Below are 22892 nucleotides of genomic sequence, written 5' to 3' on the forward strand. Positions count from 1 at the left end.
CCCCCGAGCCAACAGCTGATCCACCCCGCATGTCGACCTGCTCCGTACACCCACTGCCCTACCGGGCCAACCCCGCCGAGTACTTTGCGGCGATTCGCCATGCGCCCGGCGCGGTGCTGCTGGACAGCGGCCGTCCGGCGGCCGAACGCGGGCGGTATGACCTGCTCAGCGCCTGGCCCCAGGCGACGTTGACGGTTTCGCCCGACGAAGGCGGCGATGATTTCCTGCAACGCTTGCGCAAAAACCTCAAGCAGCTGGGTGAAGCGGTTCTACCGCAGGGTTATGAGCTGCCGTTTGCCGGGGGCTTGATCGGTTACCTGAGCTACGATTTCGGCCGACACCTGGAACAGATGCCGCACCTGGCCGCAGACGACCTGCACCTGCCGGATGCGCGCTTCGGGCTGTATGCCTGGGCGTTGATCAGCGACCACCAGGCGCAGACCAGCCAACTGGTGTTCCACCCCACGCTGGCCGACAGCGAACGGCAACGCTTGATCGCCGTGTTCAGCACTGAACCCCTCGAAACGCCCGCGCCTTTCAAACTCCAAGGCCCCATGGCCCCGGACCTCACCGCCCAGGCTTACCGCCAGGCCATCGCGCGCATCCACGCCTACATCCAGGCCGGCGACTGCTACCAGGTCAACTTCGCCCAGCGCTTTCGCGCGCCGTGCAGCGGTGATCCCTGGGCGGCTTATTGCGCCCTGCGCGAAGCCTGCCCGACGCCCTTTTCCGGCTTCCAGAGCCTGCCGGACGACGGCGCGGTGCTGAGCCTGTCGCCCGAGCGTTTCGTTCATATCAGCGAACGCCGCGTCGAAACCCGCCCGATCAAAGGCACGCGTCCCCGTGGCTTGACACCTGAAGAAGACGCCGCCAACGCCGCCGAACTGCTGGCCAGCCCCAAGGATCGCGCCGAAAACCTGATGATCGTCGACCTGCTGCGCAACGACCTCGGCCGCACCTGCCGCACCGGCTCGGTGAGCGTGCCGGAACTGTTCAGCCTGGAAAGCTACCCCAACGTGCACCACCTGGTGAGCAGCGTCATCGGCCAATTGGCCGACGGCAAAGACGCCCTCGACCTGATCGCCGGCAGCTTCCCCGGCGGCTCCATCACCGGCGCGCCGAAGATCCGCGCGATGCAGATCATCGACGAACTGGAGCCGACCCGACGCGGCTTGTATTGCGGTTCGCTGCTGTACCTGGACGTGCGGGGGGAGATGGACAGTTCCATCGCCATTCGCAGTTTGCTGGTGAAGGACGGGCAGGTCTGCTGCTGGGGCGGCGGCGGGATTGTCGCCGATTCACAGTGGGAGGCGGAATATCAAGAGTCGCTGACGAAGGTGCGGGTGTTGTTACAAACTTTGGAAAGTCTGTAGCGCTCAGCCCGCCTTGGGCTTGGACGTAGTGCCACACAGCAGGACAAGATCTGAATCAGAACGACTGTGGACGGGAGCATGACCCGGGCGATAGCGTCCAACTCCGACCGCCCACCAGCCGTTTGTGAGGGATCACATGAAGCGTCTGCTTACTCGTCAGAATTTATTTCCGAGATTGCATCTCAACCCAAGCACACCTATCATCTCCCAAATTGGGAGGTCATAGCGATGCGAATAATCGCTCTGTCTACCCTACGAATATTCTGGAAGAGCCATCCGGCTTGTTTAGATACCAAAACGCCACTAGTCGAGCTTTATCGCCATATGGAAAAGGCCGATTACCCGTCACCGCAATTGCTCAAGGCAGAGCTGAGAGCGGCAAGCATTCTCAAAGGTAGCCGGGTTGTGTTCAACGTGGGCGGCAATAAATATCGAGTGATCATGGCGATCGACTATCAGCGACAGCTTGGGTTCATACGTTTCGTGGGGACTCATGCGCAGTATGATCAGATCAACGCGGAGACCGTGTGATGAACATCAAACCTATACATTCCCATGAGGATCTAGCCGCGGCGCTTGCGCGTGTGGAACAGCTATGGGGAGCGCAAATCGGCTCACCCGAGGGGGACGAGCTGGAGATCCTCGCCATTCTCATCGAGAAGTACGAGGCCGAGCATTATCCAATGCCACCTTCTGATCCCGTGGAGGCGATTAAATTTCGGATGGAACAACTGGGCATGACTGCCCGTGATCTGGAGCCTTTTATCGGCACCAGTGGGAGGGTTTCAGAAGTGCTGAACCATAAGCGCAAGTTGAGTCTGTCGATGATCAAGCGTTTGCATGAAGGCTTGCGCATTCCTTATGAGAGCTTGCTGGCAGGGGTGTAGCGCGAAGATGTGCAGTGCCTGTGCGGGCCCCTTCGCGAGCAAGCCCGCTCCCACATTTTTGATGTGTGAATACCGTCAAATGTGGGAGCTGGCTTGCCTGCGAAGAGGCCATCAGCCGCGCGGATTGACCTACAGGCTCAACTCTCGATTCGATGCCTTGATGAACTCGCTCTTCAAATCCTCGAATGTATGCACCGCCGGGAATTGCGGGAACTCACGAATCACATTCTCAGGCGCGTGAAACAGGATCCCACGGTCGGCCTCGCCCAGCATGGTGGTGTCGTTGTAGGAATCGCCGGCGGCGATCACGCGGTAGTACAGGCTCTTGAAGGCCAGTACCGACTGGCGCTTGGGGTCTTTCTGGCGCAGTTGGTAACTGACCACGCGGTCGGTTTGATCAGTGATCAGGCGGTGGCACAGCAGGGTCGGGAAACCCAGTTGGCGCATCAGCGGCTGGGAGAACTCATAGAACGTATCCGACAGGATCACCACCTGGAAGCGCTCGCGCAGCCAGTTGACGAATTCGATGGCGCCGTCCAGCGGTTTGAGGGTGGCGATCACTGCCTGGATGTCGGCGAGCTTGAGCCCATGCTCATCGAGGATACGCAGGCGCTGCTGCATCAGCACGTCGTAGTCGGGAATGTCCCGGGTAGTGGCGCGCAGGGATTCAATACCGGTTTTTTCGGCGAAGGCGATCCAGATTTCCGGGACCAGTACCCCTTCCAGGTCGAGACAGGCAATTTCCACAAGACACTCCCGTTTTAGATGTTGTTTGGTTGAGCGAGAAAAAGGACTGCCGAACTCTAGCGATTCAAGCTCGCCGCCGCAACGCAGGGCGGTTTTTGATACCATCACCCCCCTAGAGAGCGCTCAGCGCCACTGACCTGTAGGAACCGTCCTGATGAACCAAGCCTTCGACGTCGTTGAACTCGCCACGACTTACGCCAACAAATCCGCCCAGGATATTCTCAAGCTGGCGTTCAGCCAGTTCGGTGATGACCTGTGGATTTCCTTCAGCGGCGCCGAGGACGTGGTGCTGGTAGACATGGCCTGGAAGCTGAACAAAAACGTCAAGGTATTCAGTCTCGACACCGGCCGCCTGCACCCGGAGACCTACCGGTTCATCGAGCAGGTGCGGGACTTCTACAAGATCGACATCGAACTGATCTCGCCAGACCAGAGCAAGCTGGAACCCTTCGTCAAGGAGAAAGGCCTGTTCAGTTTCTACCGCGACGGCCACGGCGAATGCTGCGGCATCCGCAAGATCGAGCCGTTGCGCCGCAAACTCTCCGGCGTGAAAGCCTGGGCCACCGGCCAACGCCGCGACCAGAGCCCGGGTACCCGCAGCCAGGTCGCCGTGCTGGAAATCGACACGGCATTCTCGACGCCGGAACGCACCTTGTACAAGTTCAACCCGCTGGCGCAGATGACCAGCGAGGAAGTCTGGGGTTACATCCGCATGCTGGAGCTGCCGTATAACAGCCTGCATGAGCGTGGGTTTATCAGCATTGGTTGCGAGCCTTGCACGCGACCGGTGTTGCCGAACCAGCATGAGCGCGAGGGACGGTGGTGGTGGGAAGAGGCTACGCAGAAGGAATGCGGGCTGCATGCGGGGAATATTATCAGTAAGGCCTGAGGGTTGATGCGGTAACAATGTGAAAACAATGTGGGAGCCGGGCTTGCCCGCGATGGCGGCGGGTCAGTCGACTTTTTCTTGACTGACACTCCGCCATCGCGGGCAAGCCCGGCTCCCACATTTTGTTTTGTGTTCGGGCTTTAAATGTACACATAGGTGTAACCGTCGGTGCCATTTATGTGTGCAATCCTTCTGAAAACGCACCAAAACGTAACACTTCCCTCCTCGCATTTGTTGTTCTTCTAAATCTGTCCTTTTCCTTCGAAAAATAAATAGCTGTTCGAACGGTCAATTTATATCGCTTTTAATTCAGCTATTTATTGAGATCTGCGGCAATAAGGAAATTAGCCAGGGTTTTCATAGATCTAAAGCTGGCACGCATGTGGCTTAAGGTGGAATACGCTTTGTATACAATAAATACAAAACCTACATACACTTTGCCATCTGCGGCCTGGCTGCAGATGTGCTGGAGCCTGCCGGAATGCGTACAACCCTCTCGAATGACATCGCACTGGACCTGCCCTCCGCGGCCCTGAACCCCCAGGCCGCCAGCCCCGGACCGTTGGTGCTCAGCCCGCGCCTGCATAACAAGGACCTGGCGCCCACCAAGGTCGAAGGTCGACGCTGGGGGCGCTACAGCATCTTTGCGTTGTGGACCAATGACGTGCACAACATCGCCAACTACTCGTTTGCCATCGGCCTGTATGCATTGGGCCTGGGCGGCTGGCAGATCCTGTTGTCCCTCGGGATCGGCGCGGCGCTGGTGTACTTCTTCATGAACCTGTCGGGCTACATGGGGCAAAAGACCGGCGTGCCGTTCCCGGTGATCAGCCGCATCAGTTTCGGCATCCATGGCGCGCAGATTCCGGCGCTGATCCGTGCGGTCATCGCGATTGCCTGGTTCGGTATCCAGACCTACCTGGCCTCGGTGGTTTTCCGCGTGTTACTGACTGCGATTCATCCAGGCTTTGCCGACTATGACCACAACTCGATCCTCGGCCTGTCGTCCCTCGGCTGGGCATGTTTTGTGGTGATCTGGCTGGTGCAATTGGTGATCCTGGCCTACGGCATGGAGATGGTGCGGCGCTACGAAGGCTTCGCCGGCCCGGTGATCCTGCTCACCGTGGCGTCATTGGCCGGTTGGATGTACTTCCAGGCCGGCGGCAACATCGCCTGGTCGATCCGCGACCCCCTGAGCGGTGGCGAGATGTGGCGCAACATCTTTGCCGGCGGTGCGCTGTGGTTGTCGATCTACGGCACGCTGATCCTCAACTTCTGCGACTTCGCCCGCTCCTCGCCGTGCCGCAAGACCATACAAGTCGGTAACTTCTGGGGCCTGCCGGTAAACATCCTGGTGTTCGCCGCAATCACCGTGCTGCTGTGCGGTGGGCAATTCCAACTCAATGGCCGGGTGATCGAAAGCCCGACCGAGATCATTGCCGCCATCCCCAACACGTTCTTCCTGGTACTGGGCTGCCTGGCGTTCCTGATTGTCACCGTGGCGGTGAATATCATGGCCAACTTCGTCGCGCCGGCCTTTGTGCTGAGCAACCTGGCGCCCAAGTACCTGAACTTCCGCCGCGCCGGTTTGATCAGCGCCGCCGTGGCCGTGCTGATCCTGCCGTGGAACCTCTATAACAGCCCGCTGGTGATCGTGTATTTCCTCTCCGGCCTGGGCGCGCTGCTGGGGCCGTTGTACGGGGTGATCATGGTGGATTACTGGTTGATCCGTAAGAGCCGGATCGATGTGCCGCAGTTGTACAGCGAAGACCCGAACGGCATTTATTACTACAGCCGTGGGGTCAATCTGCGTGCGGTGGCGGCCTTTATTCCCGCGGCGCTGATCGCGATCCTGCTGGCCCTGTTGCCTGGGTTCGCCAGCGTCTCGCCCTTTTCCTGGTTGTTTGGCGCCGGTATTGCAGGGCTGCTGTACGGGCTGATTGCCAAGCGCCAGCCGTTCTACGCCGATGTGAGCGGCGAAAGCATTGCAGTCGATAACGTCAGTCATTAATCAAAGGACATTCCATGCGTATCCTCGTGGTCAACGTCAACACCACCGAATCCATCACCGAAACCATCGCCCAGCAGGCGCGCGCCGTGGCCGCGCCGGGCACCGAGATCGTCGGGCTCACGCCTTACTTCGGCGCAGAGTCGGTGGAGGGCAATTTTGAAAGTTACCTGGCCGCCATCGCCGTGATGGACCGGGTGATGGCTTATGACCAGCCGTTCGATGCGGTGATCCAGGCCGGCTACGGCGAGCACGGCCGCGAGGGCCTGCAGGAATTATTGAACGTGCCGGTGGTGGATATCACTGAGGCGGCCGCCAGCACCGCGATGTTCCTGGGGCACGCCTATTCGGTGGTGACCACCCTGGACCGGACGGTGCCGTTGATTGAAGACCGCCTGAAACTCGCAGGCCTGTACCAGCGCTGCGCCTCGGTGCGCGCCAGTGGGATGGCGGTGCTGGAGCTGGAAGACAATCCGCTGGCCGCGATGGAGGCCATCGTGCGCCAGGCCGAGCTGGCCATCAGCGAGGACAAAGCCGAGGTGATCTGCCTGGGGTGTGGCGGCATGGCCGGGCTGGATGAGCAGATTCGCCAGCGCACCGGGGTGCCGGTGGTGGATGGGGTGACGGCGGCGGTGACGATTGCTGAGGCGCTGGTGCGGCTGGGGTTGTCGACTTCTAAAGTCAGGACTTATGCGATGCCAAGGCCGAAGAAGGTGATTGGTTGGCCTGGTCATTTAGGTCGGTAGACCGAGGTGCCTTCATCGCAGGCAAGCCAGCTCCCACAGTTGATCGCATTCCAATTTGGGAGCTGCCTCTCAGGGGAGTCCGCATTCCAATGTGGGAGCTGGCTTGCCTGCGATGGCCGCGCCTCGGTTTGACGGTTGATCAAACAGCACTGAAGCGCTGGCTCAGTTGATGCTCGGCAAACTGCTCGATGATGAAATCCACAAACGCTCGGGTCTTGCCAGGCAGCAGTTTGTGTTCGGCGTAATAAATCGAGATGTTGCCGTCGTCGACGTACCAGTCGGGCAGCACCCGCACCACCGCGCCGCTGTCGAGGAACGGCACGGCCATGGGCATGCTCACCAGGGCAATGCCCAGGCCCTGGGCGCTGGCGCAGCAGGCGGCTTCGGAATCGCTCATGGTCATGCCTGGCTTGAGCATCAAGGGCCTGTGTTCACGCTCGGCACTGGTCAACTGCCAGGAGCGAATGCGCCCGGTTTGTGGCGAGCGGATCAGGATGCCCAGGCAGCGCGCCAGATCCTCGGGAGCCAATACCGGCGGGCGCTGCGCCAGATAATCCGGCGAGGCCACCAATACTCGGTGCGCCGGCGTGAGCTTACGGGCCACGACGCCCTGGGGCAGCTCAAAGCCACCGCCGATGGCCGCATCGAACCCTTGGCCGATCAGGTCGACCTGACGGTTATCGAAATGCCAGTCCGGGCTGATATCCGGAAAATGGCGCATGAACTCCCCCAGCAGCGGCACCACATACCGATTGCCAAACACCGTGCCCATGCTGACTTTGAGCGTGCCCACCGGCCGCCCTTCGGCGCTGGCCAGGTTGGCGACGGCATTCTGGATCGTGGTGAGGCTGGCGCTGACTTCTTCAAGAAACCGTTTGCCGGCCTCGGTCAGCGTCAGCCGCCGGGTGCTGCGCTGGAACAGGCGTACACCCAGACGCGCTTCCAGCTTGGCGACGCTTTTTCCTACCGCTGCCGGAGTGAGGCTCAAGTGCCGCGCAGCTTCGGCAAAGCTGCCCCCTTCGGCGCTGCGCACAAAGCATTCGATACTGCCAAAGCTTTCCATAACGGCCCACTCTAAACTTTTGGTTTACACAGACTATAGCAATCACGGTCTACTTGAGAGGGCCTGTGAGGTTGATACTCGGTTCCAACAACAAGGCAACCTGCCTTGCACCACTTGGAGATCGACATGACCACACACAACCTCAGCGGCAAAGTCGCCTTGATTCAAGGCGGCTCCCGCGGCATCGGCGCCGCCATCGTCAAGCGCCTCGCAGCACAAGGTGCGGCGGTTGCCTTTACCTACGTCAGCTCGGCCGCCAAGGCTGAAGAACTGCAAAACAGCGTGATCCGCGACGGCGGCAAAGCCCTGGCGATTCACGCCGACAGCGCCAATGCCGACGCAATCCGCAACGCGGTCAACGCCACCGTCGAGGCCTTCGGGCGCCTGGATATCCTGGTCAACAACGCTGGCGTGCTGGCCATCGCGCCGCTGGACGATTTCAAGCTGGAGGATTTCGACCAGACTCTGGCGATCAACGTCCGCAGTGTGTTCATCGCCACACAGGAAGCGGCCAGGCATATGGGTGAAGGTGGCCGGGTGATCAATATCGGCAGCACCAACGCCGAACGCATGCCGTTTGGCGGTGGCGGGCCGTACGCGATGAGCAAGGCGGCGCTGGTGGGCTTGACCAAAGGCTTGGCGCGAGACCTGGGACCTCGGGGCATCACTATCAATAATGTGCAGCCAGGACCGGTAGATACCGATATGAACCCGGCGAACAGTGAGTTTGCCGAGAGTCTGATGGGGTTGATGGCAGTGGGGCGGTATGGGCAGGTGGAGGAAATTGCGAGTTTTGTGGCTTACCTGGCGGGGCCGGAGGCTGGGTATATCACTGGGGCGAGTTTGACTATTGATGGTGGGTTCAGCGCCTGAGGTCTGGGCACTGCAAGAGCCAATGTGGGGGCTGGCCTGCGATGGCGGAGTGTCAGCCACTGGATATGTCGACTGATACACCGCATTCGCAGGCAAGCCAGCTCCCACAGTTTGACTGCGTTGGTTCAGGGGAGAGGGGGTAGGCCGTAGGCGGCGAGGTCGAAGTCGGCGAGTTTGCGGATGATCTGGTCTGCGTGATGGTATTTGCTGTCGGCCATGGCCTCGTCGGGTACGGCGATGGCGGTCATGCCAGCTGCTTTGGCGGCGGTGACGCCGAAGGGCGAGTCTTCGAAGACCAGGCAATCCTCGGGTGCAACGCCCAGGCGACGCGCGGCGGTGAGGAAGATGTCCGGCGCGGGTTTGGCGGCGCCAACTTCCGGGTCGTCAGCGGTGACGATGGTATCGAACAGACCAAACCATTCGCGGTGCAACGTGGTCTTGTGGCCGAACGAGTTACGCGAGGAACTGGTGCCCACGGCAATCGGGATATTGTGCGCCTTCAAGTGACGTACCAACGCTTCGGCGCCTGGCATGCCCAAGGCCTTGGGGAAGCGCTCGCTCATCAGCGGTTCGCGGATCTCGAGAAACTCGGCCGGGGTGATCGGCAAGTCCAGCGCCTTGACCACGTAGTCGGCCAGATCCTGGGCGCCACGCCCGATGATGTGCTGCTTGATGCTCCAGTCGTAGGTACGGCCGTAACGCTCAGCGATGATTTTTGTGACTTCGGTGTAGATGCCTTCCGTATCCAGCAACAACCCGTCCATATCGAAAATCACGGCCTTGATCGGACCGACTGCAGTACGCGATGGTGCATTCATCACTACAAAACCCTGGGAGAAGGACTAAAAGGATTCAGCACAATAACGGGCCAGGTCAGGTGCAAGCAACCTGCGCGCAACCATCGACGCTTACACATGGCAACAGCGCTGCAAAGCAAAGGCCACGCAATTGGAGTTGTAAGACGGGCTGATCCGACGTTACGTACAGGCTTGAGACAGCTTTGCTGGTGAAGAATCAGACTCCCTCAGTCCCTTCATAGACGCCCCCATGTCCGAAGCCTTCGAAGTCCCCAGCCCCCACGAAAAACACCTCGAACACACCACCGAACATGCCCATGGCCGCGGCGACAATTTCGCCAGCCGCATCGCCGTGATGACCGCCCTCATGGCCACCCTCGGCGCCATGCTCAGCTACCAGGCCGGCTCCAGCGAAAGCGAAGCGGCGATGGACAAGAACAACGCCGCCATCTTCAAGACAGAAGCCGCCAACCAATGGAATTACTACCAGGCCAAATCCAGCCGGCAAAACCTCGCGGAGCTGGCCACGCACATCCCTGGCGTGGACGCCGCGCACTACAAGGATGAGATCGAGCGCTACAAGAGCCAGAAGGAAGACGTGCGCAAGCAGGCCGAGAAGCTTGAAGCCACGTCAAAGCAATGGGATGAACAGTCGGAGCAGGCCTTGCATCAGCACCATCGCTGGGCCCAGGCGATGACCGCGATTCAAATCGCGATTTCGTTGGCGGCGATTACGTTACTGACCAGAAGGGAGTGGCTCAAGCGCCTGTCCTATACGGCAGCGGGCGCGGCAGTGGTACTGGGCAGCCTGGCCTGGCTGCACATCTGACCCGCCGCCGCCAAAGATGGAAGGATATACACACAACGTTCCAAAGCTGGCGCCCCTTCCCTGTGGCGAGCGGGCTTGCCCCGCGTTGGGCTGCGCAGCAGCCCCAAAACCAGACACCGGGGAATGTCTGATACTCCGCATTCGTCTTCCTTGGGGCCGCTTCGCAGCCCAGCGCGGGACAAGCCCGCTCACTACAAAAAGACTTCAGCTGACTCAGGCCTGATTCGCCGCCCGGCTATGGTGGAAGTACAGATAAGCCAACCCGACCGGCGCAATGAAAATCGCCATGCTCCAGCACATTGCCATGGTGAACAGCTTGACGGTCAGCATCATGATCGCGTTCACAAAGAACACGTTATTGCCAAAAATGTACCCCATGATGCTTTCGTAAACGAAGCGCGCGTAGGGGTAAAGCAGACTGCTGACCACACAAAAAAAGAGCGTGCCCAGCGGGAACACACCGGTTTTCGATTGGGTCAGCGCGGTAAAGATCAGCACGGGAAAAATCAGCCCGAACAGGAAATTGCGAATGTAGTACTGGGCAGAAAGCCCGCCGAACGTCTTGCGAAGCACCGGGTGCATTTAGATCCCTCTGAATGGCGTATTGGAAAGGCGGCGACCTTAGCAAGTCCTGGAATTCATCGCCAGCGTTTATGAGCGCTTTGCCATCACCTCGCTCTAGTGACAAGCCTGGATTGAACCGTACCGCGCCGATTATTTTCAATCTGTTACAAGAGCGATTAAAGTGCAGCCCCCGAGAATTGAATCTCGGGCTTTATTCCATGGAGTTATTCAGTGAAATACGTCAGTAAAACAGTCGCGGCAGCAGTGCTCGGTTTCACCCTTGCAGGCTGCACCGGCACCGCCATCAAATCCCCGCAATACGACAGCAGCCAATACACCGTGCTGGGTCACAGCGAAGCCAGCGCCACCGGCATCATGCTCTTCGGCGTTATCCCGATCGGCCAGAACAGCCGTTTCGTCCGCGCCCAGAACGAGGCCATCAAGGCCAAAGGCGGCGACGCTCTGATCAACACGCAGATCCAGGAAAAATGGTTCTGGGCCTGGGTGCTGAGCGGTTACACCACCAAGATTTCGGGTGATGTGGTTAAGTTGAAAACTGCGCAGTAAAAAGCGGCATGCATCAAAAACCACCGGGCATTGCCCGGTGTTTTTGTATGTGGGATTAAGTGAGTTCGGATATTTGAGCCGGCTGACTATGCATTGAAAGCCCAGGCCACCGCAAAGCACAGGCATGAAGGCTCGACAGATTATTTTGGGCAACGTCCTACAAGCGACTCGGAACCAGCGCTCTCCCGTTTCAAAATGCCCAAGCCTATAGTCGCTCGGTCGCCCATATGGTGACCGGGTTTGGCGACCCGACTACAAGACGGCAGAAGCCTCCCGGCAGATTTGCGGGATGCCCCTGCACGCAATAAGCTGCTCAATGGTAGCTGTGCGTGGGAGACCTTCGGTCTGCCGGTCTTTGTCCGTTCTTGTCCCGGTTCGCCAACCTGCGTACAGCTGCCACCTTTTGTTTGGCGACAAATGCGTGGCTCACATTCTCTAAGTGAACGGACTTAACGCATGAACCAATACGTAGCACTTACCAGCAACGACAGCACCACTCCAGCACTTTTCGTCGATACAACCGTACCACTGGAAATCCTCCTAGACGCCGCGAGCTATCGACTTCGCGCGGTTACCCAAGTCCTGGAGAACCTCGCATTACGTAGTGAAATCAGTAGTGACTCCGTAGTGCTTAGTGATTTCGCGCTGCTCTGCTCACTTCCACTGCGCGATGGATGCGATTTGCTGGATGTCATTGGGCGACGGATGGATATGCCAAGCGCGTGATTTGATAAAGGTAAGATTTTCAAACCCATAAACTACAAAACCCCTGGCTTCTCTCGAAACCAGGGGTTTTGTTTACATCAAATTTGGCGGTGAAGGAGAGATTCGAACTCTCGATACAATTTCTTGTATACACACTTTCCAGGCGTGCTCCTTAAGCCACTCGGACACTTCACCGTATCTCGTCAAACCAGTTCAGTCTGTCGAGGCGCGCTAATGTAGTCGAAAGCCTTTCTGATGGCAAAGGTTTTTTTCAGAATATTCATGCGGTTAGCCGGTAAACCATTCTGCGCCCGGCGAGGGACGGTGATTGTGCCATTCTCAGGCATCGGCTATGTGCGTCTGGGCCGGCGGTTGCCCCCTGCCCCTGGCATTTGCACAGGCTGCACGGGGCAAAAGCATGACTGGCCAGTCAGTCATAGCGCTTTACCGGGGCGGGCGTGGTGGGTAACGTCTGCTGCATGCACTTCTATTATTAAAAGCCTTCTATAACAAATCCTACAAGGATCCGCGTCATGAGTGAGTTGATTGCCTACCACCTCGAAGACGGTATTGCGACCCTGACCCTGAGCAACGGCAAGGTGAACGCCATTTCTCCGGCGGTGGTCAGCGCGTTTAATGAAGCGCTGGATCAGGCGGAGAAGGACCGGGCGGTGGTGGTGATCACCGGTACGCCGGGGATTCTGTCGGGTGGTTATGACTTAAAGGTGATGACCGCCGGACCCAAGGAAGCCATCGGCCTGGTGACGTCTGGCTCGACGTTGGCGCGTCGTCTGTTGTCGCACCCGTTCCCGGTGATTGTGGCGTGCCCTGGGCATGCGGTGGCCAAGGGCGCGTTCTTGCTGTTGTCGGCCGATTATCGGATTGGCGTGGAAGGCCCGTTCAGCATTGGGCTCAATGAGGTGGCGATCGGCATGACCATGCACCACGCCGGTATCGAGCTGGCGCGGGATCGCTTGCGCAAGTCGGCGTTTCATCGTTCGGTCATTAATGCCGAGATGTTTGACCCGCAAGGTGCGCTGCAAGCCGGCTTCCTCGACAAGGTGGTGGCGCCCGAGGAATTGCACGCAGCAGCGCTCGAAGCAGCGCGCCAGTTGAAGAAGCTGAATATGAACGCGCACAAACACACCAAGTTGAAGGTGCGTAAGGCGCTGCTGGAAGCATTGGACGAAGCAATCATCCAGGACCAGAGCCATAACCTGATCTGAGTTGCCTGCCCCTGCTGCGCCAAAGCCCGGCCTTGAGTCGGGCTTTTTCTTACAACCAAATCTGAAATATCTCTAGCGCTCTAGCCCGCACTTGCGGGAACTTATTGAAACATGTGCTTAAACATCGCCTATCTCCTACCTCTTAAGGGGCAATTGCCGAATTCAGTGCACGTCCGTACACTGCGCCACCTTTTGTCCGGATAGGCCGTGTCGATGCTTTTTCTGTTGCGTATGTCGTTGATGGGCCTGCACTTTATGATCGCCGGTGTGCTGGGCGTGCTGATCGGCCTGTGCCGGCCGTTCAATCCGGATAATAGCCGTCTGTGTGCCCGCCTCTACGCGCTGCCGGCGATGCGGCTGTTGGGGCTGAATGTGAAGGCCGAGGTGGACTCGCTGCGCAACAAACCAGGTACCTGCGTGGTTATCGCCAATCATCAGTCCAACTATGACCTGTTTGTGCTGGGCAACGTGGTGCCCCATCGCACTGTGTGCATCGCCAAGAAGAGCTTGAAATGGGTGCCGCTGTTCGGGCAGTTGTTCTGGCTGGCGGGCAATGTGCTGATTGACCGTGGCAATGCGCATAAGGCACGCCGTGCGATGCTCACCACGACCCACACGTTGCAAAACAAAGACACGTCAATCTGGGTGTTCCCCGAGGGCACGCGCAACCTCGGCAAGGGTTTACTGCCGTTCAAGAAAGGCGCGTTCCATATGGCGATTGCGGCGGGGGTGCCAATCGTGCAGGTGTGTGTCAGCAATTACGTGACCCACATGCAGCTCAACCGCTGGAACAGCGGTGATGTGCTCATACGCTCGTTGCCGCCGATTCCTACAACGGGCCTGACCTCGGATGACATCCCTCAACTGATGCAAACCTGTCAGACACAGATGCAAACCTGTATCGCGCAGTTGGACCGTGAGGTCCGGTCTGCCTGAAACGATTGTTCCCACGCTCCGCGTGGTAACACAGCCTGGGGCGCTCCGCGTCCCGTCATGCGCATGCGCTCTCAGGACTTGCGCAAGTGACGCGGAGCGTCACGGGAGGCATTCCCACGCGGAGCGTGGGAACGATCAACAACGGAACGCCATTCACGCTAAGCTGCCCAACACCTGTCCTCCCCCTTAGAAGCGATCAGCACCATGGGTAGAGTTGTTGCGGCCGCCGTCTACAGCGCCGGTAAGAAAGTCACCGATATCACCCTCGACGAAGGGGCGGCCTGGGCCGCCAAACCCGGCCACTTTGTGTGGATCGGCCTGGAAGAGCCCGACGCCCAGGAGCTGAACAACCTGCAACGCCAGTTCAACCTGCACGAACTGGCGATTGAAGACGCAATGGAAAAGCACAGCCGCCCGAAGCTTGAAACCTTCGGCGACGCGCTGTTTATCGTCACCTACTCACCGGTGCGCGAGAACGGCAAGCTGGAGTTTATCGAAACCCATATCTTTGCCGGCAACGGCTATATCATCACCGCGCGCAATGGTCACTCAGCGTCCTACGGTTTTGTGCGCCAGCGCTGTGAGGCGAGGCCGCTTCTGCTGGAGCATGGGGAAGATTTCGTACTCTATGCGCTGCTGGATTTCGTCACCGAGAACTACCAGCCGGTGAGCGAAGCGATCCATGCCGAGATTGATGAGCTGGAGCGTAACGTGCTGTGCAGTTCGCTGAGCGAACGCGACATCCAGAAGATCCACGGCCTGCGTCGCGACGTACTGCGCCTCAAGCGTTATGTGGCGCCGATGGTGGAGATCAGCCAGGAGCTGCAGAAGCTGAGCTTCCCGTTTATCGACAAGAACATGCGCCCGTACTTCCGTGACGTGCAGATCCACGTAACGCGACAGATGGAAGACCTCACCACCCTGCGCGATATCGCCAGCCAGACCATCGAGATCGGTGTGTTACTGGAGGCTTCGCGCCAGAGCGTGGTACAGCGCAAGTTCGCCGCGTGGGCGGCGATTCTGGCGTTCCCCACCGCGGTGGCGGGGATTTATGGGATGAACTTCCAGAACATGCCCGAGCTGCAATGGCATTACGGCTATTTTGCGGTGCTCGGGTTTATCGCGACGGGTTGCACCGCCCTATGGGGCAGTTTCAAGCGTTCGGGTTGGCTTTAAACACGGGCCTCGGGTTTGTGGGCCACGAAACGCATCATCCATTCCGCCACGGTTGCACCGTGGTGGTCGCGCTCCAGGCTGGCCACGCCGTTCGTGTAGACCTTCTCGCCCAGAGTTGTCTGAAGAATCTCCAGCAGTTCGCGGGAATAATCGTGGACAAATTCCGGGTGGCCCTGGAAGCACAGCACCTGATCACCGATGTGGTACGCGGCGAACGGGCAAAATTCGCTGGACGCGATGACCGTGGCGTTTGCTGGCAGCGAGGTCACTTGGTCCTGGTGGCTGATCAGTAGCGTCAGTTCCGGCACCTCGGGGCTCATCCACGGCGCCTTGGCATCAAGCGTGTAATCGTGGATGCCCATGCCCCAGCCTTTGCTGGCGCGCTCGGCCTTGCCGCCGAGCAGCAACGCCAACAGCTGATGGCCGAAGCAGATGCCCAGCAACTTGTCGCCGCGCTCATAGCGCTCGAGCAGATAGGTCTTGAGGGTCTGGATCCACGGGTCCGTACCAAAGGAGTCGGCCTTGCTGCCGGTCACCAGGTATGCGTCAAACACCTCATCGTCCGGTGGATATTCGCCCTGCACCACGTTGTACACGACAAACTCGGCGTCGATCGGCTGCTTGGCGAACAGGCGCTTGAACATCTGCCCGTACCCTTGGTATTGATCGATCAAGCCTGGACGCAGGATATCGGTTTCCAGGATACAGACGCGTAGCGACATAAAAAATACCTGACACGGTGATGGGAATATTGCACACCCCAGAGCCTGCCTTGAAACACACCTTCAAGGCAAGCCCCGCTCTCTTTAAGGCCGATTGACACGGTTTCAATGGCGAATGCGCTCATTGCTTTTGACCCCCACGCTCGGACGAACGGTAGCCACCTAAGCTAATTAGCGGATTAATCGTTTTAGCTGTCTAGCCAAGGCATTGGCGCCAATATGGCGATATGCCTCATGCCGTTTTAAGCTCAAAATCTGCTTAGCTGATATGAAATGAGTCTAAGCCACGCAGAACGAGGGCTCTAAGGTTCAATCAGTAGGAGGTTGCTGCCGGGTTTTGCTGGAGCAACGGTAAGAAAAGCGACACGTCATCTTGCCATACTGGAAATAACACCGGCACGTATTTGACGCTCAGGAATAACAACAAAAGGCAGTCAGCCATGTTCAAACATTCGAAAGTACGTCAGGCGGGACTTATTCTGTTCGCCACCACACTGATTCTGATCTTGCCCAATTTGACCAAGGTCATTGGGTGACGCCTCACCCCTCACATTCCGTGCCTGCACAGCGCCAGGTATGCAGCTTTTGGCAGCACCTGCCCGGGACATTGCGCATAGCGGTCCTGCAGGGGCTGTCTTTTTACGCGCCGATTTCGGCTATCGTGAGCGCCATCGCCACTAACACCGGGCCTCCCTCTTGAAATGCTTTCTCGTTCTTCTCGGCTTGCTGATCGCCCTGCCCGTATCGGCGGCGCAGTTAACCCTCGAACTCGACCACGCCAGCAAGACCTGGCAAACCGAGGACCTGCTCAAGCACCCGCAAGCGCAAACGGTGCAAATCGTTGATGACGTTTCCTACAAGCGCACCATGACCTATCAGGCCGTGCCGCTGGCCGTACTCTTACCGGGATTAACCGCTGAGAGCCACCTGCAGGCCGTTGCCCTTGATGGTTTCGCCGCCGAACTGACGGCGGCGCCGCTGCTGCAACAACACGGCGCTCGCGCCTGGCTGGCAGTGGAAGATCCTGCTCAGCCATGGCCTGCGCTGGCAGACGGCAAACCGAGTGCCGGGCCGTTCTACCTGGTGTGGACCGACCCGCAAGCGGGGCATATCAGCCCTGAGCAGTGGCCATTCCAGATCGCCCGCATCAAGCAATTGAAGACAGTGGCCGAGCGCTTTCCGGCGTTATTGCCCGACCCGAAACTGGCGGCCGATGACCCGATCAACCAAGGGTTCGTGCTGTTTCAAAAGAATTGCCTGGCCTGTCACCGCCTCAATGGCGCCGGCGATGCGCAGGTAGGACCGGACCTCAATATCCCCTACAGCCCCACCGAATATTTCGGCGGCGACTTCCTCAAGCGTTACATCCGTGACCCGCAAAGCGTGCGGCATTGGCCACAGGCCAAGATGCCAGCGTTCACCGCCAGTGTGTTGCCGGACGATGAGCTGGAGTTGCTGGTGGGGTATTTAAAGCATATGGCCAAGCGTAAACAACAACCCTGACCCCATCACAATCCCCTGTGGGAGCTGGCTTGCCTGCGATAGCGGACTGTAAGTCGACTTATAAGTAGCTGACCCACCGCAATCGCAGGCAAGCCAGCTCCCACATTGGTACAGGTGTTGTCTATTGCTGTTGCACTGAAACCACCGGCGTCGGCGCCACAGACACCTTGGCATGCATCTGCTCATGCCCACCGCCACGGCGCATGCCGCGTACCGGGCAGGCATCGAGGTAATCCAACCCCACCGCCAGTTTCAGATGCCGCTCCGGGCGCGCCAGCTGGTTGGTCACGTCAAAGCTGTACCAGGCGTCATCCAGCCAGGCTTCGGCCCAGGCGTGACTGGCCAGGTGCGTGCTGTCCTCGGTGTACAAATAACCCGACACATACCGCGCTGGAATGCCCAGGCTGCGCGCGCAGGCCAGGAACGCATGGGTGTGGTCCTGGCACACGCCCGCACGGCCGGCGAAGGCCTGGGCGGCGCAGGTGTCGACTTCGGTCGCGCCGGGCGTGTAGACCATCACCTGGTTGAGCGCATGCATCAGGTCGATCAGCGCGGTGCGGTCGCGACGCTGATGACAATTCTGCGCGGCAAAACCGCGCAGAGCGTCGTCGGGCTCGGTCAAGCGGGTGCAACGCAGGAACGGAAACGCCGATTGGCTCTCGTGTTCGGCCTCGCGCAATTCGTCGATATCCACCAGGCCACGGGCGCCGATGACGATGGCGTCGTGGGGCTCGTCCAAGGTCAGCACATGCAGGATATTGCCGAACGGGTCCACTTGGGCGCGCACCGGGCGCGGCAGGTCAAGCTGCCAGCTGAGTACATGCTGGCGCTCGCTGTCGTGGGGCGTCAGGCGCAGGTACTGGATGCTGGCGCGCACCTGGTCTTCATAGCGGTAGGTGGTTTCGTGGCTGATGGAGAGTCTCATGCGGCCTCCAGGTAGGATGCGTAGATGGCGTCGCCCAACTGGCGGACCAAGGGGATAAAGTCGGTCAGCCAGGCATGCAGGCCTTCCTCGAGGATTTCATCGATGGCGGTGAAGCGCAGGCGCGCGTCCATTTCGGCGGCCAGGCGCTGGGCCGGTCGACCGTTGAGGCCAGGCAGGCTGGCGAGAATCTGGTCGATCTCTTCACTGCACGCGCGCAGTGAGCGCGGTACGTCGGCGCGCAACAGCAACAACTCCGCCACTTGCCGGGCGCCGGGGGCATCGCGGTAGATCTCGGTGTAGGCCTCGAACGACGACAATGCGCGCAGCAAGGCGCTCCATTGGTAGTAGGCGTGGGCGGTGCCATCGGTGACGGCTTCGGCACGATCGCCGGCCATTTCGTAACGCGCATCCAGCAGGCGCAAGGTGTTGTCGGCGCGTTCGATAAAGGTGCCCAGCCGAATAAACCGGAACGCGTCGTTGCGCATGATGGTGCCGTAGGTGGCGCCGCGAAACAGATGGGAACGTTCCTTGACCCACTCGCAAAACCGGCTCATGCCATAACGGCTAAGCCCTTGCTGAGCAATGTCACGAATATCCAGCCAAGTCGCGTTGATGTTTTCCCACATGTCGGCGGTAATTCGCCCACGTACCGCATGGGCGCTGGACCGCGCAGCGCCCAGACAACTGTAGATACTCGCGGGGTTGGCGGCATCCAGCGCGAAAAAATGCAACAGGCGTTCGGCGTGCAACTCGCCGTGGCGCTCGTGGTAATCCTCCAGGGTGCCGGTGATCAACAGCGGCATGGCCAGTTCATGCAGGCCATCGCCCCGCCCATCCTGGGGCATCAGCGACAGCGAATAGCTGACATCGAGCATGCGCGCAAGGTTTTCCGCGCGTTCCAGGTAGCGTGACATCCAGTACAGATCCGAGGCAGTTCTACTCAGCATGGCATCAGTCCTCGACCACCCAGGTGTCTTTGGTGCCGCCACCCTGGGATGAGTTGACCACCAGCGAGCCCTCGCGCAACGCCACGCGGGTCAAGCCGCCTGGCACCACACGGGTTTCCTTGCCGGACAGTACAAACGGGCGCAGGTCGATATGGCGCGGCGCGATGCCGTTTTCGACAAAGGTCGGGCAGGTGGATAAACACAGGGTTGGCTGAGCGATGTAAGCGTGGGGCTTGGCCTTGATTCGCGCGCGGAACGCTTCGATTTCCGCCGCCGTGGACGCCGGCCCTACGAGCATGCCGTAGCCGCCGGAGCCCTGGGTTTCCTTCACCACCAGATCCGGCAGGTTGGCCAAAACGTGGGACAACTCATCAGGCTTGCGGCATTGGAAGGTTGGAACGTTCTTCAAGACAGGTTCTTCATCCAGGTAAAAACGGATCATCTCGGTGACGAAGGGATACACCGACTTGTCATCCGCCACCCCGGTGCCGATAGCGTTGGCCAGCACCACATTGCCGCAGCGATATGCCGCGAGCAGGCCGGGCACGCCGAGCATGGAGTCCGGGTTGAAGGCCAGCGGATCGAGGAACGCATCGTCGAGACGCCGGTAGATCACGTCCACGGCCTGCGGACCGTCGGTAGTGCGCATGAACACGCGGTCGTCGCGCACGAACAGGTCAGCGCCTTCCACCAGTTCCACGCCCATCTCCCGGGCGAGAAACGCATGCTCGAAAAATGCGCTGTTGAAGCGACCCGGGGTCAGTACGACCACGCTGGGGTTATCCAGCGGGCTGGAGCTTTTCAGGGTGTCGAGCAGCAGGTTGGGATAGTGGTCGATGGGCGCAATGCGTTGGGCGGCGAACAGTTCGGGGAACAGGCGCATCATCATCTTGCGGTCTTCGAGCATATAGCTGACGCCGCTGGGCGTACGCAGGTTGTCTTCCAGCACGTAGTACGTGCCGTCGCCATCGCGTACGAGGTCCACTCCGGAAACGTGGGAATACAGATCGCGGTGCAGGTTCAAGCCCTGCATGGCCAGTTGGTATTGTTCGTTGGCCAGCACCTGTTCCGCAGGAATGATCCCGGCCTTGATGATGCGTTGTTCGTGATAGAGGTCGGCGAGAAACATGTTCAGCGCCTTGACCCGCTGGATGCAGCCACGCTCGACTACTCGCCATTCGCTGGCGGGGATGCTGCGCGGGATGGTGTCGAAGGGAATCAGGCGCTCGGTGCCCTGCTCGTCGCCGTAGAGGGTGAAGGTGATGCCAGCGCGGTGGAACAGCAAATCGGCTTCGCGCCGGCGCTGGGCCAGCAGCTCGGCGGGGGTGTCGGCCAACCAACGGGCGAACTCGCGATAATGAGGCCGGACCTGTCCTGCCCCATCGTACATTTCATCGTAATAAGTGCGGATCATGCCGTACTCCTTGTCACCCGGACGCAAGAACCATCGCAAGGCCCGTGCCAGCGGCATAAACACTTAAATATCAGTGAGTTGAATAACCACCGGAATCTGGTCGCACCGTCCTGGTGCGCAGAATGCCCGGTGTACTGCCCCACGCTTCATCGCAATGCGGGCTTTGACTATCAACAGCATAGCCAGAGTTGATTTCACTGCCCGGCCAAGCCTGCAGATAATCACCACCATCAGCTGAACAGGACGCGTCCTACAGCTAAACCCTTTGCGCCATCGGTAACGTAGTGCTTCGTGTACCGACCGACCTCCCGGTCTTCCCTTTCGGCCACCCTGCTCGGGTGGCCTTTTTTTTGGTGCAAAAAAGGGCGACGCTAGTTCCGTAAATTTTCCGGCGCCACAAACAAAATCGGCCGACCCAAAGGCCAGCCGATACGCTGTGTTTCTCATACTACTGGCTGCTACATGGGTAACCCACGCACCTCCTGCTTCACGCCCCATCCTTCGATGATCCCGCCCAGCGGCTCGACCACCGCCTCAAAGTCTTGCTCGAAGTCTCCTATGCCGTCGTAGGTTGCAGACATGATTTTGCTCAGTTCCAGGTACCAGGCCCCATCGTCGCGCACACTGACCTGGGCATTCAGGGATTCCCCACGAAACTCACCCGCAGCCCTGCGCGCCCGTTCTTCATCCGGGAAAATGGCGTAGAACTCGATGGGGTGAAAACGCGAGAAATCGAAGCCGCCTTCTTTCATGCGGCGCAGAACGTTGGTGCTGATGTCTTCTTGATAGGCTGTGCTCATGAAAAGTGCTCCTCGAATTGATGGATAGACTTTCCGTGCTCCCCTGGCCCGCGCCGTACCGGCGCGGGAGCTACGGCAAATAAAAGCACCGCAGGAAAACAAGCATGTAGCTGACAAGACCAGACCTTTAGCGATTCATTCGCTGATCTCAGTTGCAGAGTAGCGCGAAGCTACCACCTCCACCAGAGGCGCTTGAAGGGCATACAGGAAATGTTCAGGCGGCGGGTTCGACCTTGAGGTCTTTGATACCATTTTGATCATGCAGGCTCTTGACCGTGGGATCGGGCACACGATCGGCAAGATCGTTAAGGTCCAGCTTTTCCAACACCGGCGACACACGCACTCGCACCAATTGTGCGGCTTCTTCCAGCGTCGGCTCATGCTCGCAATCGAATTGCTCGACTACCGGCTCACCACGGTCATTGATGAAAGAAATATTCCACTTCGGCATCGGTGCCTCCTCGATAAAACCCATGTGTGGGCTCACATCTATCTGGACCTTGAGGGTTCGGCAAACGTTCCGCTCAAGGCTGAAGGCACCGGATTAACCGCGGTTATTTTTCAGCGTGATCTTTCAAGGCTTTCAAGGTGTTGAACGGCGCCTCCACCACGAACTTGTTGGCCAGCCATGACGGCACGCTGCCACCTGGCTCGGTGTGCACCTGATAGGTCACTTCAGTCTGATCGGCGCCCTTGGGGACCAGCTTCCAGAAACCCTCGACCTGAGCGACACGCACATAGCCTTTTTCTTCGGGCTTGTAGGTAGGCACGCCCTGCAAGGTGCGGGTGACGCTGCCATCGGCATTTTTGGTGGTGGTGACATGGATGTACGAGTCACGATCGGTCACCGGGAACGGCGCCTTGAATTGCGTGTAGGTCCAGGCTTCGTCGCCTTTGCTGTCGACCAGTTTCTGGGATTTGCACTCGTGAATCCAGGCGCAGGCACCCGCCACGTCTTCCTGCAAGGCAACAATTTTGGCCACAGGCGCCTTGATCAGGGTCACACCGCGATACGCCTTGTACTTGGAGCCGGCCACTTCGCTCAGGGATACCTTGATACCGTCTTCGTCCTTGGCGACTTGCCAATCCTCTGCCTGGGCAGCAGCCGCAAACACCAGCGTAAAACCACACAGCACAGCCATTCGTTTCAGCGAACCCATGGGTGTATTCCTTATTGTTGAAGTTCGGGTAGTAA

Annotated in this window: 25 protein-coding genes and 1 tRNA gene; 14 read left to right on the top strand and 12 right to left on the bottom strand. The window is 59.1% G+C overall.

Annotated features, from left to right (window positions below; all coding sequences use genetic code 11):
* Window positions 1-29: 29 nt before the first annotated feature.
* The 3 genes from pabB (at window position 30) to BLL36_RS00430 (ending at window position 2260) form a co-directional block, all read left to right on the top strand.
* The gene (pabB, locus tag BLL36_RS00420; protein ID WP_076949523.1) at window positions 30-1373 is read left to right on the top strand and encodes an aminodeoxychorismate synthase component I; all 1344 of its coding nucleotides are present in this window, start codon (window positions 30-32) and stop codon (window positions 1371-1373) included.
* Between the two features lie 228 nt (window positions 1374-1601).
* Entirely contained in the window at window positions 1602-1904 is a 303-nt protein-coding gene (locus tag BLL36_RS00425) for a type II toxin-antitoxin system HigB family toxin (protein WP_076949524.1), read from the top strand.
* Window positions 1904-2260 (top strand): helix-turn-helix domain-containing protein, encoded by a 357-nt coding sequence (locus BLL36_RS00430; protein ID WP_076949525.1) that lies wholly within the window; start codon window positions 1904-1906, stop codon window positions 2258-2260. Before BLL36_RS00425 ends, BLL36_RS00430 begins: the two co-directional genes overlap by 1 nt.
* Before the next feature lie 129 nt (window positions 2261-2389).
* Here BLL36_RS00430 and thrH read toward each other — a convergent pair whose 3' ends face one another.
* Entirely contained in the window at window positions 2390-3007 is a 618-nt protein-coding gene (gene thrH / locus BLL36_RS00435; RefSeq protein ID WP_076949526.1) for a bifunctional phosphoserine phosphatase/homoserine phosphotransferase ThrH, read from the bottom strand.
* 154 nt (window positions 3008-3161) lie between these two features.
* Here thrH and BLL36_RS00440 point away from each other — a divergent pair, with 154 nt between their 5' ends.
* The 3 genes from BLL36_RS00440 to BLL36_RS00450 all read left to right on the top strand — a co-directional run bounded on the left by BLL36_RS00440 (window position 3162) and on the right by BLL36_RS00450 (window position 6650).
* On the top strand, window positions 3162-3896 hold the full coding sequence (locus BLL36_RS00440; protein ID WP_076949527.1) for a phosphoadenylyl-sulfate reductase: 735 nt from the start codon (window positions 3162-3164) through the stop codon (window positions 3894-3896).
* Between the two features lie 481 nt (window positions 3897-4377).
* Window positions 4378-5907, top strand: a complete 1530-nt coding sequence (locus tag BLL36_RS00445) for an NCS1 family nucleobase:cation symporter-1 (RefSeq protein WP_076949528.1) — start codon at window positions 4378-4380, stop codon at window positions 5905-5907.
* A gap of 14 nt (window positions 5908-5921) precedes the next feature.
* Window positions 5922-6650 carry an aspartate/glutamate racemase family protein gene (locus tag BLL36_RS00450; RefSeq protein ID WP_076949529.1) on the top strand — a complete coding sequence of 243 codons (729 nt, stop codon included), beginning with the start codon at window positions 5922-5924 and terminating at the stop codon, window positions 6648-6650.
* A 139-nt stretch (window positions 6651-6789) separates the two neighbouring features.
* On the opposite strand, the gene BLL36_RS00455 is transcribed toward BLL36_RS00450, so the two are convergent.
* Window positions 6790-7713 carry a LysR family transcriptional regulator gene (locus tag BLL36_RS00455; protein ID WP_076949530.1) on the bottom strand — a complete coding sequence of 308 codons (924 nt, stop codon included), beginning with the start codon at window positions 7711-7713 and terminating at the stop codon, window positions 6790-6792.
* A 126-nt stretch (window positions 7714-7839) separates the two neighbouring features.
* Here BLL36_RS00455 and BLL36_RS00460 point away from each other — a divergent pair, with 126 nt between their 5' ends.
* Window positions 7840-8586, top strand: coding sequence for a 3-oxoacyl-ACP reductase family protein (locus tag BLL36_RS00460; RefSeq protein ID WP_076949531.1), 747 nt, complete (start codon window positions 7840-7842; stop codon window positions 8584-8586).
* Between the two features lie 125 nt (window positions 8587-8711).
* On the opposite strand, the gene BLL36_RS00465 is transcribed toward BLL36_RS00460, so the two are convergent.
* Complete coding sequence (locus tag BLL36_RS00465; RefSeq protein ID WP_076949532.1) at window positions 8712-9404, bottom strand: HAD-IA family hydrolase; 693 nt, start codon at window positions 9402-9404, stop codon at window positions 8712-8714.
* A gap of 229 nt (window positions 9405-9633) precedes the next feature.
* Between BLL36_RS00465 and BLL36_RS00470 the strand changes: the two genes are divergently transcribed.
* Window positions 9634-10212 (top strand): DUF4337 domain-containing protein, encoded by a 579-nt coding sequence (locus BLL36_RS00470; protein WP_076949533.1) that lies wholly within the window; start codon window positions 9634-9636, stop codon window positions 10210-10212.
* A gap of 213 nt (window positions 10213-10425) precedes the next feature.
* Here BLL36_RS00470 and BLL36_RS00475 read toward each other — a convergent pair whose 3' ends face one another.
* Window positions 10426-10794, bottom strand: a complete 369-nt coding sequence (locus BLL36_RS00475) for a hypothetical protein (RefSeq protein WP_076949534.1) — start codon at window positions 10792-10794, stop codon at window positions 10426-10428.
* A gap of 213 nt (window positions 10795-11007) precedes the next feature.
* Between BLL36_RS00475 and BLL36_RS00480 the strand changes: the two genes are divergently transcribed.
* Together BLL36_RS00480 and BLL36_RS00485 are read left to right on the top strand one after the other, a co-directional pair.
* On the top strand, window positions 11008-11343 hold the full coding sequence (locus BLL36_RS00480; RefSeq protein ID WP_076949535.1) for a hypothetical protein: 336 nt from the start codon (window positions 11008-11010) through the stop codon (window positions 11341-11343).
* A 456-nt stretch (window positions 11344-11799) separates the two neighbouring features.
* Complete coding sequence (locus BLL36_RS00485) at window positions 11800-12069, top strand: short-chain dehydrogenase (RefSeq protein WP_076949536.1); 270 nt, start codon at window positions 11800-11802, stop codon at window positions 12067-12069.
* 84 nt (window positions 12070-12153) lie between these two features.
* Here BLL36_RS00485 and BLL36_RS00490 read toward each other — a convergent pair.
* Window positions 12154-12243 (bottom strand) — tRNA-Ser (locus tag BLL36_RS00490).
* A gap of 338 nt (window positions 12244-12581) precedes the next feature.
* Between BLL36_RS00490 and BLL36_RS00495 the strand changes: the two genes are divergently transcribed.
* The 3 genes from BLL36_RS00495 (at window position 12582) to BLL36_RS00505 (ending at window position 15386) form a co-directional block, all read left to right on the top strand.
* Window positions 12582-13274, top strand: coding sequence for a crotonase/enoyl-CoA hydratase family protein (locus BLL36_RS00495; RefSeq protein WP_076949537.1), 693 nt, complete (start codon window positions 12582-12584; stop codon window positions 13272-13274).
* 213 nt (window positions 13275-13487) lie between these two features.
* On the top strand, window positions 13488-14210 hold the full coding sequence (locus BLL36_RS00500) for a 1-acylglycerol-3-phosphate O-acyltransferase (RefSeq protein WP_076949538.1): 723 nt from the start codon (window positions 13488-13490) through the stop codon (window positions 14208-14210).
* Window positions 14211-14414: 204 nt separating this feature from the next.
* Complete coding sequence (locus BLL36_RS00505; protein WP_076949539.1) at window positions 14415-15386, top strand: magnesium and cobalt transport protein CorA; 972 nt, start codon at window positions 14415-14417, stop codon at window positions 15384-15386.
* On the opposite strand, the gene BLL36_RS00510 is transcribed toward BLL36_RS00505, so the two are convergent.
* On the bottom strand, window positions 15383-16108 hold the full coding sequence (locus BLL36_RS00510) for an amidotransferase (protein WP_076949540.1): 726 nt from the start codon (window positions 16106-16108) through the stop codon (window positions 15383-15385). The genes BLL36_RS00505 and BLL36_RS00510 overlap by 4 nt on opposite strands.
* 696 nt (window positions 16109-16804) lie before the next feature.
* Here BLL36_RS00510 and BLL36_RS00515 point away from each other — a divergent pair.
* On the top strand, window positions 16805-17611 hold the full coding sequence (locus tag BLL36_RS00515) for a c-type cytochrome (protein ID WP_076949541.1): 807 nt from the start codon (window positions 16805-16807) through the stop codon (window positions 17609-17611).
* A 121-nt stretch (window positions 17612-17732) separates the two neighbouring features.
* On the opposite strand, the gene BLL36_RS00520 is transcribed toward BLL36_RS00515, so the two are convergent.
* The 6 genes from BLL36_RS00520 to BLL36_RS00545 all read right to left on the bottom strand — a co-directional run bounded on the left by BLL36_RS00520 (window position 17733) and on the right by BLL36_RS00545 (window position 22857).
* Complete coding sequence (locus BLL36_RS00520; RefSeq protein ID WP_076949542.1) at window positions 17733-18536, bottom strand: transglutaminase family protein; 804 nt, start codon at window positions 18534-18536, stop codon at window positions 17733-17735.
* Window positions 18533-19483 (bottom strand): alpha-E domain-containing protein, encoded by a 951-nt coding sequence (locus tag BLL36_RS00525; RefSeq protein WP_076949543.1) that lies wholly within the window; start codon window positions 19481-19483, stop codon window positions 18533-18535. The genes BLL36_RS00520 and BLL36_RS00525 overlap by 4 nt, the downstream gene beginning before the upstream one ends.
* A 4-nt stretch (window positions 19484-19487) precedes the next feature.
* The gene (locus BLL36_RS00530; RefSeq protein WP_076949544.1) at window positions 19488-20897 is read right to left on the bottom strand and encodes a circularly permuted type 2 ATP-grasp protein; all 1410 of its coding nucleotides are present in this window, start codon (window positions 20895-20897) and stop codon (window positions 19488-19490) included.
* 458 nt (window positions 20898-21355) lie between these two features.
* The gene (locus BLL36_RS00535) at window positions 21356-21697 is read right to left on the bottom strand and encodes a ribonuclease E inhibitor RraB (protein ID WP_076949545.1); all 342 of its coding nucleotides are present in this window, start codon (window positions 21695-21697) and stop codon (window positions 21356-21358) included.
* Window positions 21698-21911: 214 nt separating this feature from the next.
* Window positions 21912-22172 carry a hypothetical protein gene (locus BLL36_RS00540; protein ID WP_076949546.1) on the bottom strand — a complete coding sequence of 87 codons (261 nt, stop codon included), beginning with the start codon at window positions 22170-22172 and terminating at the stop codon, window positions 21912-21914.
* 79 nt (window positions 22173-22251) lie between these two features.
* Window positions 22252-22857 carry an START domain-containing protein gene (locus BLL36_RS00545; protein WP_076949547.1) on the bottom strand — a complete coding sequence of 202 codons (606 nt, stop codon included), beginning with the start codon at window positions 22855-22857 and terminating at the stop codon, window positions 22252-22254.
* Between the last annotated feature and the right edge of the window lie 35 nt (window positions 22858-22892).

It is taken from the genome of Pseudomonas cedrina subsp. cedrina, assembly GCF_001983175.1.
Classification (GTDB): Bacteria; Pseudomonadota; Gammaproteobacteria; order Pseudomonadales; family Pseudomonadaceae; genus Aquipseudomonas; species Aquipseudomonas cedrina.

Bases quoted from the DNA above. Each gene is read 5' to 3' on its own strand.
- BLL36_RS00425 (WP_076949524.1), top strand. From the start codon at position 1,602: ATGCGAATAATCGCTCTGTCTACCCTACGAATATTCTGGAAGAGCCAT.
- BLL36_RS00545 (WP_076949547.1), bottom strand. From the start codon at position 22,857: ATGGGTTCGCTGAAACGAATGGCTGTGCTGTGTGGTTTTACGCTGGTG.
- BLL36_RS00505 (WP_076949539.1), top strand. From the start codon at position 14,415: ATGGGTAGAGTTGTTGCGGCCGCCGTCTACAGCGCCGGTAAGAAAGTC.
- pabB (WP_076949523.1), top strand. From the start codon at position 30: ATGTCGACCTGCTCCGTACACCCACTGCCCTACCGGGCCAACCCCGCC.
- BLL36_RS00495 (WP_076949537.1), top strand. From the start codon at position 12,582: ATGAGTGAGTTGATTGCCTACCACCTCGAAGACGGTATTGCGACCCTG.
- BLL36_RS00455 (WP_076949530.1), bottom strand. From the start codon at position 7,713: ATGGAAAGCTTTGGCAGTATCGAATGCTTTGTGCGCAGCGCCGAAGGG.
- BLL36_RS00520 (WP_076949542.1), bottom strand. From the start codon at position 18,536: ATGAGACTCTCCATCAGCCACGAAACCACCTACCGCTATGAAGACCAG.
- BLL36_RS00540 (WP_076949546.1), bottom strand. From the start codon at position 22,172: ATGGGTTTTATCGAGGAGGCACCGATGCCGAAGTGGAATATTTCTTTC.
- BLL36_RS00470 (WP_076949533.1), top strand. From the start codon at position 9,634: ATGTCCGAAGCCTTCGAAGTCCCCAGCCCCCACGAAAAACACCTCGAA.
- BLL36_RS00450 (WP_076949529.1), top strand. From the start codon at position 5,922: ATGCGTATCCTCGTGGTCAACGTCAACACCACCGAATCCATCACCGAA.
- BLL36_RS00485 (WP_076949536.1), top strand. From the start codon at position 11,800: ATGAACCAATACGTAGCACTTACCAGCAACGACAGCACCACTCCAGCA.
- BLL36_RS00440 (WP_076949527.1), top strand. From the start codon at position 3,162: ATGAACCAAGCCTTCGACGTCGTTGAACTCGCCACGACTTACGCCAAC.
- BLL36_RS00535 (WP_076949545.1), bottom strand. From the start codon at position 21,697: ATGAGCACAGCCTATCAAGAAGACATCAGCACCAACGTTCTGCGCCGC.
- BLL36_RS00510 (WP_076949540.1), bottom strand. From the start codon at position 16,108: ATGTCGCTACGCGTCTGTATCCTGGAAACCGATATCCTGCGTCCAGGC.
- BLL36_RS00500 (WP_076949538.1), top strand. From the start codon at position 13,488: ATGCTTTTTCTGTTGCGTATGTCGTTGATGGGCCTGCACTTTATGATC.
- BLL36_RS00530 (WP_076949544.1), bottom strand. From the start codon at position 20,897: ATGATCCGCACTTATTACGATGAAATGTACGATGGGGCAGGACAGGTC.
- BLL36_RS00430 (WP_076949525.1), top strand. From the start codon at position 1,904: ATGAACATCAAACCTATACATTCCCATGAGGATCTAGCCGCGGCGCTT.
- BLL36_RS00525 (WP_076949543.1), bottom strand. From the start codon at position 19,483: ATGCTGAGTAGAACTGCCTCGGATCTGTACTGGATGTCACGCTACCTG.
- BLL36_RS00460 (WP_076949531.1), top strand. From the start codon at position 7,840: ATGACCACACACAACCTCAGCGGCAAAGTCGCCTTGATTCAAGGCGGC.
- BLL36_RS00445 (WP_076949528.1), top strand. From the start codon at position 4,378: ATGCGTACAACCCTCTCGAATGACATCGCACTGGACCTGCCCTCCGCG.
- BLL36_RS00475 (WP_076949534.1), bottom strand. From the start codon at position 10,794: ATGCACCCGGTGCTTCGCAAGACGTTCGGCGGGCTTTCTGCCCAGTAC.
- BLL36_RS00465 (WP_076949532.1), bottom strand. From the start codon at position 9,404: ATGAATGCACCATCGCGTACTGCAGTCGGTCCGATCAAGGCCGTGATT.